This window comes from Streptomyces sp. NPDC004752, from assembly GCF_053601275.1.
Genome location: NZ_JBSGBN010000003.1, coordinates 111,772 through 124,084, shown reverse-complemented (window position 1 = coordinate 124,084; position 12,313 = coordinate 111,772). Strand labels below are relative to the sequence as shown.

The following is a 12,313-nucleotide window of genomic DNA, read 5'->3' as shown; positions in this document are numbered from 1 at the left end:
CCGCGCCGTCACTGCGCGCCGGGGCGCACCAACCCGCTCTCGTACGCGTACACCGCCGCCTGTACCCGGTCCCGCAGACCCAGCTTGGTCAGCACATGCCCGACGTGCGTCTTCACCGTGGTCTCGCTGACGAACAGGTCCGCGGCGATCTCGGCGTTCGACAGCCCGCGCGCCACCAGTTTCAGCACCTCCACCTCACGCTCGGTGAGCGTGTGCAGCGTGTCCGGCACCGGCTCCTCGCCGGACGGCAGATGCGTCGCGTACTTGTCCAGCAGCCGACGCGTGATACTCGGCGCCAGCATGGCCTCACCGGCGGCCACCACCCGGATCGCCTGGACGAGTTCATTGGCCGGGGCGTCCTTCAGCAGGAAGCCGCTGGCCCCGGCCCGCAGCGCCTCCACCACATACTCGTCGAGGTCGAACGTGGTCAGCACCAGCACCTTCGCCGGGCCGTCGCGTCCCGGGCCGGAAATCTGCCGGGTCGCCTCCACCCCGTCCATCCGCGGCATGCGGATGTCCATCAGCACCACATCCGGCTGCAGAGCACGCACCTGATCGAGGGCCTGCAGGCCGTCTCCGGCCTCGCCCACGACCGCGATGTCCTGCTCCGCCTCCAGGATCATCCGGAATCCGGTGCGCAGCAGCGGCTGGTCGTCGACCAGTAGGACGCGGATGGCCATAAGTCTCCTTTGCTAGCCCGGCCCCATTCTGCCCTGCGGGACGCCCGGGGACTCGGCCCCCCTCACCGGCAGCGGGTAGGGCGGGGGAGTGCCGCCGAACTCCGGGCAGTGCGCCTGGTGGTCGCACCAGCCGCACAACCGGGTCGGGCGCGGACGCCAGTCACCCGTCTCGGTGGCCTGCCGGATCGCCTCCCACAGGGCCAGCAGCTTGCGCTCGACCCGTTCGAGGTCGGCGAGCACCGGGTCGTACGTCAGCACCTCGCCGCTGCCCAGGTAGACGAGCTGGAGCCGGCGCGGGACCACCCGCTTCAGCCGCCACACGACCAGGGCGTAGAACTTCATCTGGAACAGCGCGCCCTCCGCGTACTGCGGTTTCGGCGCCTTGCCCGTCTTGTAGTCGACGATCCGCACCTCTCCCGTGGGCGCCACATCGACCCGGTCGATGATGCCGCGCAACCGCAGCCCCGACGCCAGCTCGGCCTCGACGAACAGCTCCCGCTCGGCGGGTTCCAGCCGGGTCGGATCCTCCAGCGTGAACCAGCGCTCCACCAGTTGCTCCGCCTCGCCGAGCCAGCGCGCGAGCCGCTCGCCCTGCGGGTCGTCCGCGAACAACTCCACGACCTCGGGCTTCGTCTCCCGCAGCCGGTCCCACTGGCCGGGGATCAGCGACTTGGCGCGGGGCGCGGTCCGCTCGGCGGCGGGCGCGTCGAAGAGCCGCTCAAGCACCGCGTGCACCAGGGTGCCCCGGGTCGCCGCCTCGCTCGGCCGCTCCGGGAGCCGGTCGATCACCCGGAACCGGTACAGCAACGGGCACTGCATGAAGTCACCGGCCCGCGAGGGCGACAGAGCGGCGGGCGGTACGGCGACCGTCCCGGCCGTCCCCGCCGGACCAGCCGCAGCCGCCGCGTCAGCCCTTCCGGCCGCCCCAGCCGAGTCGGCTGGGGCGGCCCCGTCGGCCGGGCCTGACGCCCCGTCCGCCGCCTCTGCCGCTGCCGTCGTGACCGGTGGCTCCCCCTCCCCGGCATCGCCGGGACGGACCCCCGTTGCACCCTCGATGCTGCTGTCCATGAGCACAGACCATACGTGCCGCCACTGACAGTGACCCAGCCGCGCCGCCCGCCCGGCGACCCCGGGGCGAACACGGGGGGTGCCGGGGCGGAACGCATGACGACGGCCGCATACCATCGACCCCAGACCCTTCCGCCCGCCAGGCGCGGAAGACGCTTCGAACGAGGGGACACCGTGGACGTGAGCGGCGGGAGCGGGCAGCCGCGGTCCGGCAACGACGAGCCGGCCGAGCGCCCCGCAGGTCCTACGGCCCCGAGCACCGGCAACGACACCGACGACAGCGTCGCGGCCCCCGAGCCTACTAAGAACACCGAGCGGACCGAGCCCCGACCAGGCGCCGCGGACACCACGGCCGAACCCGAACCTGAGCCCGAGCACGACACCGAATCCGACAACGCCCCCGCCACCACGACCGGACACGACCCGTCGGACGCCTCGGCCGCGCCACCCTCACCGACCCCGCCCGAAGCCCACGACGGCACCCCGGCCCGGCCCGGACCTGCACGGCCCGCAGACCCGCCCCCGGCAGCCGGCCGGCGATCGGACGACGGCGACTCCGCCTCGCGTGCGCACACCGATTCCGGCCCCGGCCAGGGGCCCACACCGGGGCAACCGCCGGAGCGCCCCAAGGGGCCCGGCGGCGGGCTGCTCATGGGACGGCCCTTCGGGGTGCCCGTCTACGTCGCGCCCAGCTGGTTCCTCGTCGCCGCGCTGATCACCTGGGTGTTCGGCGGCCAGCTCGACCGGGTGCTGCCGGAGCTGGGCGCCGCCCGCTACCTGGTGTCCCTCTTCTTCGCGGTCGCCTTCTACGCCTCCGTCCTCGTCCACGAACTCGCCCACACCGTCGCCGCCATCCGTTACAAGCTCCCGGTCCGCCGCATCCAGCTCCAGTTCTTCGGCGGCGTCTCCGAGATCGAGAAGGAGGCCGAGACCCCCGGACGCGAATTCGTGCTGGCCTTCGTCGGCCCCCTGCTCTCCCTGGTCCTCGCGGGCCTGTTCTACCTGGCCATGCAGCCCGTCGAACCCGGCACCGTGCCCGGCGTCCTACTGGCCGGCCTGATGATCTCCAACCTCATCGTCGCCGTCTTCAACCTCCTGCCCGGCCTCCCCCTCGACGGCGGCCGGATGCTCCGCGCGGTCGTCTGGAAGATCACCGGCCGGCCCATGACCGGCACCGTGGCCGCCGCCTGGGTCGGCCGCGGCCTCGCCATCTCCGTACTGATCGGCCTCCCGCTGCTCAACCAGTCCGGTGCCCTCGGCTCCGACACCCAGGACATCAGCGGCATGGACACCGTCACCGACGCCCTGCTCGCCGCCATCCTCGCGGCGATCATCTGGACCGGCGCCGGCAACAGCCTGCGCATGGCCCGGCTGCGCGAGCACCTCCCACAACTGCGGGCCCGCACCCTCACCCGGCGCGCCGTCCCGGTGGAGACCGACACCCCGCTGTCCGAGGCGCTGCGCCGCGCCAACGCCGCCGGCGCCCGCGCCCTCGTCGTCGTCGACGCCGACGGCAACCCGCTCTCCCTGGTCCGCGAGGCCGCCATCGTCGGCGTACCCGAGCACCGCCGCCCCTGGGTCGCCGTCAGCGGTCTCGCCCAGGAACTCACCGACGGCATGCGCGTCTCCGCCGAACTCGCGGGCGAGGACCTCCTCGACGTCCTGCGGGCCACCCCGGCGACCGAGTACCTGGTGGTGGAGAAAACGGGCGAGATCTACGGCGTCCTGTCCGCGGCCGACGTGGAACGAGCCTTCGTCAAGGCAATGGCACGGCCGGCCTGAGGCGCCCCCAAGGGGGCGCGGGGAACCGCGCGCTCAGCCACGAAGCACCCGCACCCGCTCACAAAGCAGCAGCGCCCCGCCCCTTGTCGCGTCTTCGTCAAGGCCATGGCACGGCCCGCCTGACAACGCCCTGCGCATCAGCGCCCTTCAGGGGCGCGGGGAACGGCGCGACAAGCCACACACAATCCGCACCGTCCGCACACACAGCAGCCCCCCACCCCCTCCGTCCGTCCAGCCCCCGGCAGGGAACCGGTAGGCTGGTCACATGTCCGAACCGACCGGTGCCGCCCGCAGGCGCGGGCCCTTCAAGGTCGGGGACCAGGTACAGCTGACCGACCCCAAGGGCCGCCACTACACGTTCACGCTCGAAGCCGGGAAGAACTTCCACACCCACAAGGGTTCCTTCCCGCACGACGAACTGATCGGCGCTCCCGAGGGCAGCGTTGTCCGCACCACCGGAAACGTCGCCTACCTCGCGCTGCGCCCCCTGCTCCCCGACTATGTCCTGTCCATGCCCCGCGGGGCGGCCGTCGTCTATCCGAAGGACGCGGGGCAGATCCTCGCCTTCGCCGACATCTTCCCCGGCGCCCGCGTCGTGGAGGCCGGCGTCGGCTCCGGGTCGCTCAGCAGCTTCCTGCTGCGAGCCATCGGCGACCAGGGCATGCTGCACTCCTACGAGCGCCGTGAGGACTTCGCCGACATCGCCCGGCAGAACGTGGAGCGCTACTTCGGCGGACCGCACCCGGCCTGGCAACTCACCGTCGGCGACCTCCAGGACAACCTCTCCGACGCCGACGTCGACCGTGTCATCCTCGACATGCTCGCCCCCTGGGAGTGCCTGGAGGCCGTCTCCAAGGCACTCGTGCCCGGCGGCATCCTGTGCTGCTACGTGGCGACCACCACGCAGCTCGCCCGGACCGTCGAGTCCATCCGCGAGATCGGCTGCTTCAACGAGCCGACCTCCTGGGAGACGATGATCCGCAACTGGCACATCGAGGGCCTGGCCGTCCGCCCCGACCACCGGATGATCGGCCACACCGGTTTTCTGCTCACCGCCCGACGCCTCGCCGACGGCGTCGAGCCGCCCATGCGCCGCCGCCGCCCCGCCAAGGGCGCCTACGGCGAGGACTACGCGGGCCCCAACGCCGACGGCGGCCCCGGCCGCTGACCCCCTCACCACCACCAACGCAGCAGCGCCGAGGCCGAGTTCTCCCGGGCCGACCGGGAACTCGGCCACAGCGCACGCGCGTTGAGGGAACAGAGACCGGAAGACGGCGAGATCCACACGCCGCCACCGCCGCGGGCGAAGGACCCGCGGGAATCCCGGACCCCGCCGTTCCCCCGCACTGTGACGTGTGGCACCATGCTGGCCACTCCCACCGGCACAGCCCTCACAGGAGACCCTCCTAGTGCAATCCGCCGTCCCGGAACTCGCACACACCCACACCCGCCCCATCCACTGGGTGGCCACCGCAACCGCCGTCGCCGGCGTCGTCGCCCTCTCCTCGGTGATCCAGCCCGGCTCGGCCAAGGCCGCCCAGCCCGCCGCGGACCAGAGGCCGAAGCCCGCACCCGCGGCCACCGCGCCCGGCACCGCGGGCGTCGCCTTCCCCATCGAGTGCGGACCCGTGAAGGCCGTCGTGAAAAAGAAGGCCACCGGAGACCTCGACGGCGACGGCAGCCCCGAGACGGTCGCCGTGGTGCACTGCGACGCCCCCATGGGCACCCCGCCCGACGGGATCTACGTCCTCACCCGAGACGCCCGGACCGAGCGGGTCCGCGTCGTCGCCACGCTCGTCGACCCCAAGGACCGGGTCACCGTGACCGACTTCGCGGTGCAGTCCGGTGCGGTCACCGCGACCCTCCTCGGCTACTCCACGGCCGACGTACCGAGTTGCTGCCCGGACGTGAAGACGTCCGCCAAGTGGCAGTGGAACGGCCGCGCGTTCATCCGTTCCACACCAGCGGCCACCCACAGCGTATGAAACACCCCGTACCGACGGGAATGTGAGAAATCCGACATTGTTGCGTGGGGTGACCTCACGATCACTCCGCGTCCGGACCGTGTACCTCGACCCTGTCCGAAATCCGACGCACATGGATGCACTCGCCCGGACACTCCCTCGCCGAGTCCACCACATCCGAGACAAGCGGCAACGGCACCGGAGTCACAGCCCCCTTGGCCTGCAACAGCTCGTCCTCCGCCCCCTTCACATAGGCCAGCCCATCGATATCCAGCTCGAACACCTCGGGTGCGTACTGGACGCAGATCCCGTCCCCCGTACACAGATCCTGATCGATCCAGACCTCCAGCGCCTCGCCGCCCCCTCGGACCACCTGCCCCACGGTCATCTCTCCTGCCGTTCACAGACCGAGCCGACAGGAATCCGGCCAGCTCTGACGGGTGTTGAACCCCTCGACCCTACCCGCGCCCGCTTCCCAAGCATGTTCCGTGGGTATTCCCCTGGCGTGAGGGAGAGCGCAAGGGTGAAGATCGGACACACCTTGACAGTCTTTGTGATCTAGGGGTTTCAATCGACACCCACCCAGGTAGGGTCTGGAAGCGTCCAGCTCCCCTTGGAGGAGGTGAGGACCGTGGCAGCCCACGACGACGACATGAACCGCGGCATCCGCCCGGGACGAGGGTCCGAAGACCCCGCCGGACAGATCGCCTACCTTGAGCAGGAGATCGCCGTCCTGCGACGCAAGCTCGCCGACTCTCCGCGACACACGAGAATTCTCGAAGAGCGGATCGTCGAGCTGCAGACCAACCTGGCCGGCGTGTCCGCACAGAACGAGCGACTCGCCAACACACTCCGCGAGGCCCGCGACCAGATCGTGGCCCTCAAAGAAGAGGTCGACCGGCTCGCCCAGCCACCGGCCGGCTTCGGCGTCTTCCTACAGGCGAACGAGGACGGCACCGCCGACATCTTCACCGGCGGCCGCAAGCTCCGGGTGAACGTCAGCCCGAGCGTGGACCTCGACATCCTGCGCCGCGGCCAGGAAGTAATGCTCAACGAAGCACTCAACGTGGTCGAAGCCATGGAGTACGAGCGCGTCGGGGACATCGTCACCCTCAAGGAAATCCTGGAGGACGGCGAGCGAGCCCTGGTGCTCGGGCACACCGACGAGGAACGGGTGGTACGGCTCGCCGAGCCGCTGCTGGACGTCACCATCCGCCCCGGCGACGCCCTGCTCCTCGAACCCCGCTCCGGCTACGTCTACGAAGTCGTCCCCAAGAGCGAGGTCGAAGAACTCGTCCTCGAAGAGGTACCCGACATCGGGTACGAGCAGATCGGCGGCCTCGGCAACCAGATCGAGGCCATCCGCGACGCGGTCGAGCTGCCCTACCTCTACCCCGACCTCTTCAAAGAGCACGAGCTGCGCCCACCCAAGGGAGTCCTGCTCTACGGCCCCCCCGGATGCGGCAAGACACTCATCGCCAAGGCCGTCGCCAACTCGCTGGCCAAGAAAGTCGCCGAGGTCACCGGCCAGGCCGCCGGCAAGAGCTTCTTCCTCAACATCAAGGGCCCCGAGCTGCTCAACAAGTACGTCGGCGAGACCGAACGGCAGATCCGCCTCGTCTTCCAGCGCGCACGGGAAAAGGCCAGCGAAGGCACCCCCGTGATCGTCTTCTTCGACGAGATGGAGTCGCTCTTCCGCACCCGCGGCTCCGGCGTCAGCTCCGACGTGGAAAACACCATCGTCCCCCAGCTGCTCGCCGAGATCGACGGCGTCGAGGGCCTGCAGAACGTCGTGGTGATCGGCGCCTCCAACCGCGAGGACATGATCGACCCCGCCATCCTGCGGCCCGGCCGACTCGACGTGAAGATCAAGATCGAGCGTCCGGACGCCGAAGCGGCCAAGGACATCTTCGGCAAGTACCTCACCGAACGCCTCCCGCTGCACGCGGACGACCTCGGAGAACACGGCGGCGACAAGGCCACCACGGTCCAGAGCATGATCCAGACCGCGGTCGAGCACATGTACGCCGAAACCGAGGAGAACCGCTTCCTGGAAGTCACCTACGCCAACGGCGACAAGGAAGTCCTCTACTTCAAGGACTTCAACTCCGGAGCGATGATCGAGAACATCGTCGGACGCGCCAAGAAAATGGCGATCAAGGAATTCCTCGAACACAACCAGAAGGGCCTCCGAGTCTCCCACCTCCTCCAGGCGTGCGTGGACGAGTTCAAGGAGAATGAAGACCTGCCCAACACCACCAACCCGGACGACTGGGCCCGAATCTCCGGCAAGAAGGGTGAAAGGATCGTCTACATCCGCACCCTCATCACCGGAAAGCAGGGCGCGGACACCGGACGCTCCATCGACACGGTGGCGAACACCGGACAGTACCTGTAAACACAGGGCGGCTGCGGGTGCCCCCACCGGGTACCCGCAGCCGACTGTTTTCCGGACCACACCGGAACAGGCAATGACGCAAATGATCTCCCCACCAGCGCAAAGGCGTTCTAGGCTCTTCGGTACCGCCGAGTCGCGCAGTGCGGAGACGGGCACCGCACACGCACCGGAGCGCCAGCGGTACTTGAGCGGCGCCCACGACCGAGGGCGCCGCCGGGCAAGGAGGGCCGCATGACCGTACGGCGAGTAATGGGCATCGAGACGGAGTACGGCATCTCCGTCCCCGGCCACCCCAATGCCAATGCCATGCTCACCTCGTCCCAGATCGTCAACGCCTACGCAGCAGCGATGCACCGGGCCCGCCGAGCCCGCTGGGACTTCGAGGAGGAGAACCCGCTGCGCGACGCACGAGGCTTTGACCTCGCCCGCGAGGCCGCCGACGCCAGCCAGCTCACCGACGAGGACATCGGCCTCGCCAACGTGATCCTCACAAACGGCGCGCGCCTCTACGTCGACCACGCACACCCCGAATACAGCGCACCCGAGGTCACCAACCCACGCGACGCCGTCCTCTGGGACAAGGCCGGCGAACGGATCATGGCAGAGGCCGCCGAACGGGCCGCCCAGCTCCCCGGCGCCCAGCCCATCCACCTGTACAAGAACAACACCGACAACAAGGGCGCCTCCTACGGCACGCACGAGAACTACCTGATGAAGCGGGAGACCGCCTTCTCCGACATCGTGCGCCACCTCACACCCTTCTTCGTCTCCCGGCAGGTCTTCGCCGGAGCCGGCCGCGTCGGCATCGGCCAGGACGGCCACGAACACGGCTTCCAGCTCAGCCAGCGCGCCGACTACTTCGAGGTCGAGGTCGGCCTGGAGACCACCCTCAAACGCCCCATCATCAACACCCGCGACGAGCCGCACGCGGACGCGGAGAAGTACCGACGACTGCACGTGATCATCGGCGACGCCAACCTCTCGGAGATCTCGACCTACCTGAAACTGGGCACCACGGCCCTGGTTTTGTCCATGATCGAGGACGGCTTCATCGCCGTCGACCTGGCCGTGGACCAGCCCGTGCGCACCCTCCACCAGGTCTCCCACGACCCCACACTCAAGCGCCTGGTCACCCTCCGCAGCGGCCGGACACTCACCGCCGTCCAGCTCCAGATGGAGTACTACGAACTGGCCCGCAAGTACGTCGAGGAGCGCCACGGAGCGGACGCCGACGAGCAGACCAAGGACGTCCTGGTCCGCTGGGAGGACACCCTGAACCGACTGGAGAACGACCCGATGAGCCTCGCGGGCGAGCTGGACTGGATCGCCAAACGCGAACTCATGGACGGCTACCGGCGCCGCGACAACCTGGACTGGGACGCCGCCCGGCTGCACCTGGTGGACCTCCAGTACGCGGACGTACGCGCCGAGAAGGGCCTGTACAACCGCCTGGTGGGCCGCGGACGCATGAAGCGACTGCTGGACGAGACCGAGGTCGAGCGGGCGCGCACGAAGCCGCCGGAGGACACCCGGGCGTACTTCCGGGGCCGCTGTCTGGAGCAGTACGCGGACGATGTGGCGGCCGCCTCCTGGGACTCGGTGATCTTCGACCTGCCCGGCCGGGACTCCCTCCAGCGCGTTCCAACCCTCGAACCGCTTCGCGGAACGCGAAATCACGTCAAGGAACTGCTGGACCGCTGCCGCACGGCGGAAGACCTGGTCAGGGTCCTTTCCGGCGGCTGAGCGGGCCGACGGACCGTACCGGGCGTCCGGGGTGGAAATCCCGGCGCCCGGGAATCATCGAGGTGGTCCCCGTACGTTGGAGAAACTGCGGGGCCGATGTCGGACCCGGCTTGTAGGGTCTGATCATCACCGATCGGCAGGAATGCCGACCTGTCGACCATGTCGGGCGAACTGAGCGGGGTGAGGGTTATGGCGACCAAGGACAGCGGCGGCGGCCAGCAGAAGGCCACGCGTTCCACCGAGGAGGTCGAGGAGCAGGCGCAGGACGCGCAGGCCACCGACGACCTCAAGGAACGACACGAGAAACTGAGCGACGACGTCGACTCGGTACTTGACGAAATTGACGATGTACTCGAGGAGAACGCCGAGGATTTCGTGAGGTCCTTCGTTCAGAAGGGTGGACAGTGATTTCACCTTTGATTCGAAGGTGAGATCGGGGGAAGAAGCTCAGAGTGGACGAAGAGCCGGGGTGGAGGCGCTGTTCGCGGTGCAAGAAGCACCTGCCGCGTGCGGCGTTCGCAAGCAACAGGGCCATGTCCGATGGCCTCCAGGCGTACTGCCGGGAGTGCTCTGCCGAGTACTACCGGCGACGTCAGGAGGCCAAGGGGAAGAAGGTCCGGGTGAAGGTTCCGGCCCCGCCGGGACACAAGCGATGTCCCCAGTGTGAAGAGGTGAAGCCGCACTCCGCGTGGGAGCGCAACAAGTCCTCGTCGGACGGCTGGGCCAGCTATTGCCGTGCGTGCCGGGCTGAGCGGAATCGGGTCAGCTACTTCAAGCGCAAATACGGACTCACGCCGGCGGAGCTGGACGCGCTGGTCGCCGAGCAGCACGGCGTGTGTTGTATATGCCTTGCCGCCCCTGCCGAGCATGTGGATCACTGCCATGAGACGGGTAGGGTCCGTGGCGTACTGTGCTTCAGCTGCAACGCTGCGCTGGGGCAGTTCAAGGATCAGCCCGAGGCCATAAGGCGGGCTGCTGCATATGTGGAAGGAAACGCGTGGAAGCCAACACTCGTAGCACAGGGCGTCTACCGGCTGCCTTCCTGACGCCTGGGTCCGCCTCCTTCATGGACTTTCTCGCCGATCACCAGCCGGAGCTGCTGCCGGGCAAGCGGCAGCTGCCCCCCACTCAGGGGGTGATCGAGGCGCCGCACGGGACGACGATCGTCGCCGTGACCTTCCCCGGTGGCGTGGTGCTTGCCGGTGACCGTCGGGCCACGATGGGCAATATCATCGCCCAGCGGGACATCGAGAAGGTCTTCCCGGCCGACGAGTACTCGGCCGTCGGGATCGCCGGCACCGCCGGTCTGGCCGTCGAGATGGTCAAGCTCTTCCAGCTGGAGCTGGAGCACTTCGAGAAGGTCGAGGGTGCCCAGCTGTCGCTGGAGGGCAAGGCGAACCGGCTGTCGACGATGATCCGCTCCAATCTCGGCATGGCGATGCAGGGGCTGGCCGTCGTCCCGCTGTTCGCCGGATACGACGTGGACCGCGAGAAGGGCCGCATCTTCTCCTACGACGTCACCGGAGGCCGCTCCGAGGAGCACAACTTCGCCGCGACGGGGTCCGGCTCGGTCTTCGCGCGCGGCGCGATGAAGAAGCTGTTCCGTGACGACCTGGCCGAGGAGCAGGCCACGACGCTCGTGGTGCAGGCCCTGTACGACGCGGCAGACGACGACTCGGCGACCGGCGGTCCCGATGTCGCCCGCCGGATCTACCCGATCGTCACCGTGATCACCGAGGACGGCTTCCGGCGGCTCACCGAGGAGGAGTCCTCCGAGATCGCCCGTGCGGTCCTGGAGCGTCGCCTGGAGCAGCCGGACGGCCCGCGGGCCGCGTTGCTGTAGCCGGCTGTTTCTTTGCAAGGTGATCGAGTGACTTCGACAGAAAGGGACGGATAACCGGTGTCGACGCCGTTCTATGTCTCCCCCCAGCAGGCCATGGCCGACCGGGCGGAGTACGCCCGTAAGGGCATCGCCCGTGGCCGCAGCCTGGTCGTGCTGCAGTACGCCGACGGCATCGTGTTCGTCGGTGAGAACCCGTCTCGTGCGCTGCACAAGTTCAGCGAGATCTACGACCGGATCGGCTTTGCCGCGGCCGGCAAGTACAACGAGTACGAGAATCTCCGCATCGGTGGTGTGCGCTATGCGGATCTGCGCGGTTACACCTACGACCGGGATGACGTGACCGCCCGCGGCCTGGCCAATGTCTATGCCCAGACGCTGGGCACGATCTTCTCCAGTGCGGCCGAGAAGCCGTACGAGGTGGAGTTGGTGGTGGCCGAGGTCGGGGCGACCCCGGAGGGCGACCAGATCTACCGGCTGCCGCACGACGGGTCGATCGTGGATGAGCACGGTTCGGTCGCGGTGGGTGGTAACGCCGAGCAGATCAGCAGCTTCCTGGATCAGCGGCACCGCGACGGGATGAGTCTCGCGGAGGCGCTCAAGCTGGCTGTGCAGGCCCTGTCCCGGGACACGAACGGCAGCGAGCGGGAGATCCCGGCGGAGCGGCTGGAGGTCGCCGTGCTGGACCGGACGCGACCGCAGCAGCGCAAGTTCAAGCGCATCGTCGGTCGGCAGCTCTCGCGGCTGCTGGAGGCGGATGGCGCGGCCACCGAGGCGGAGAGTGCCGAGGCCGAGGGCGCCGAGGAGGAGTAGGGTTCGCGCCCGTTCCGTCTGGCCC

The 12,313-nt window shown here is 68.9% G+C and carries 12 protein-coding genes; 9 read left to right on the top strand and 3 right to left on the bottom strand.

Annotated features, from left to right (window positions below; all coding sequences use genetic code 11):
* Positions 1-8: 8 nt before the first annotated feature.
* Together ACWEKM_RS02630 and ACWEKM_RS02625 are read right to left on the bottom strand one after the other, a co-directional pair.
* On the bottom strand, positions 9-680 hold the full coding sequence (locus ACWEKM_RS02630) for a response regulator (RefSeq protein ID WP_121888237.1): 672 nt from the start codon (positions 678-680) through the stop codon (positions 9-11).
* 12 nt (positions 681-692) lie between these two features.
* On the bottom strand, positions 693-1,748 hold the full coding sequence (locus ACWEKM_RS02625; protein ID WP_451619308.1) for a RecB family exonuclease: 1,056 nt from the start codon (positions 1,746-1,748) through the stop codon (positions 693-695).
* Between the two features lie 174 nt (positions 1,749-1,922).
* Between ACWEKM_RS02625 and ACWEKM_RS02620 the strand changes: the two genes are divergently transcribed.
* From ACWEKM_RS02620 to ACWEKM_RS02610, 3 genes are all read left to right on the top strand, one after another.
* On the top strand, positions 1,923-3,530 hold the full coding sequence (locus tag ACWEKM_RS02620) for a site-2 protease family protein (RefSeq protein WP_451619307.1): 1,608 nt from the start codon (positions 1,923-1,925) through the stop codon (positions 3,528-3,530).
* A gap of 265 nt (positions 3,531-3,795) precedes the next feature.
* On the top strand, positions 3,796-4,698 hold the full coding sequence (locus ACWEKM_RS02615) for a tRNA (adenine-N1)-methyltransferase (RefSeq protein WP_451619306.1): 903 nt from the start codon (positions 3,796-3,798) through the stop codon (positions 4,696-4,698).
* Positions 4,699-4,939: 241 nt separating this feature from the next.
* The gene (locus ACWEKM_RS02610) at positions 4,940-5,515 is read left to right on the top strand and encodes a hypothetical protein (protein ID WP_451619305.1); all 576 of its coding nucleotides are present in this window, start codon (positions 4,940-4,942) and stop codon (positions 5,513-5,515) included.
* 61 nt (positions 5,516-5,576) lie between these two features.
* Here the strand turns inward: ACWEKM_RS02610 and ACWEKM_RS02605 are convergent, their stop codons facing one another.
* The gene (locus tag ACWEKM_RS02605; protein ID WP_451619304.1) at positions 5,577-5,882 is read right to left on the bottom strand and encodes a ferredoxin; all 306 of its coding nucleotides are present in this window, start codon (positions 5,880-5,882) and stop codon (positions 5,577-5,579) included.
* A 243-nt stretch (positions 5,883-6,125) separates the two neighbouring features.
* On the opposite strand from ACWEKM_RS02605, the gene arc reads away from it, so the two are divergent.
* The 6 genes from arc to prcA all read left to right on the top strand — a co-directional run bounded on the left by arc (position 6,126) and on the right by prcA (position 12,288).
* Positions 6,126-7,892, top strand: coding sequence for a proteasome ATPase (gene arc / locus ACWEKM_RS02600; protein ID WP_451619303.1), 1,767 nt, complete (start codon positions 6,126-6,128; stop codon positions 7,890-7,892).
* A gap of 231 nt (positions 7,893-8,123) precedes the next feature.
* Positions 8,124-9,635 carry a depupylase/deamidase Dop gene (dop, locus tag ACWEKM_RS02595; protein ID WP_451619302.1) on the top strand — a complete coding sequence of 504 codons (1,512 nt, stop codon included), beginning with the start codon at positions 8,124-8,126 and terminating at the stop codon, positions 9,633-9,635.
* A gap of 189 nt (positions 9,636-9,824) precedes the next feature.
* The gene (locus ACWEKM_RS02590) at positions 9,825-10,043 is read left to right on the top strand and encodes a ubiquitin-like protein Pup (RefSeq protein WP_451619301.1); all 219 of its coding nucleotides are present in this window, start codon (positions 9,825-9,827) and stop codon (positions 10,041-10,043) included.
* 44 nt (positions 10,044-10,087) lie between these two features.
* Complete coding sequence (locus tag ACWEKM_RS02585) at positions 10,088-10,681, top strand: endonuclease VII domain-containing protein (RefSeq protein ID WP_451619300.1); 594 nt, start codon at positions 10,088-10,090, stop codon at positions 10,679-10,681.
* Positions 10,633-11,478, top strand: coding sequence for a proteasome subunit beta (gene prcB, locus ACWEKM_RS02580; protein WP_451619299.1), 846 nt, complete (start codon positions 10,633-10,635; stop codon positions 11,476-11,478). Before ACWEKM_RS02585 ends, prcB begins: the two co-directional genes overlap by 49 nt.
* A 57-nt stretch (positions 11,479-11,535) precedes the next feature.
* Positions 11,536-12,288 carry a proteasome subunit alpha gene (gene prcA / locus ACWEKM_RS02575; RefSeq protein WP_451619298.1) on the top strand — a complete coding sequence of 251 codons (753 nt, stop codon included), beginning with the start codon at positions 11,536-11,538 and terminating at the stop codon, positions 12,286-12,288.
* Positions 12,289-12,313 lie beyond the last annotated feature (25 nt).

What these genes read in the sequence shown, in the direction of transcription:
- ACWEKM_RS02605 (WP_451619304.1), bottom strand. Translation starts at nt 5,882, where the DNA reads ATGACCGTGGGGCAGGTGGTCCGAGGGGGCGGCGAGGCGCTGGAGGTC.
- ACWEKM_RS02625 (WP_451619308.1), bottom strand. Translation starts at nt 1,748, where the DNA reads ATGGACAGCAGCATCGAGGGTGCAACGGGGGTCCGTCCCGGCGATGCC.
- ACWEKM_RS02630 (WP_121888237.1), bottom strand. Translation starts at nt 680, where the DNA reads ATGGCCATCCGCGTCCTACTGGTCGACGACCAGCCGCTGCTGCGCACC.
- ACWEKM_RS02590 (WP_451619301.1), top strand. Translation starts at nt 9,825, where the DNA reads ATGGCGACCAAGGACAGCGGCGGCGGCCAGCAGAAGGCCACGCGTTCC.
- ACWEKM_RS02615 (WP_451619306.1), top strand. Translation starts at nt 3,796, where the DNA reads ATGTCCGAACCGACCGGTGCCGCCCGCAGGCGCGGGCCCTTCAAGGTC.
- dop (WP_451619302.1), top strand. Translation starts at nt 8,124, where the DNA reads ATGACCGTACGGCGAGTAATGGGCATCGAGACGGAGTACGGCATCTCC.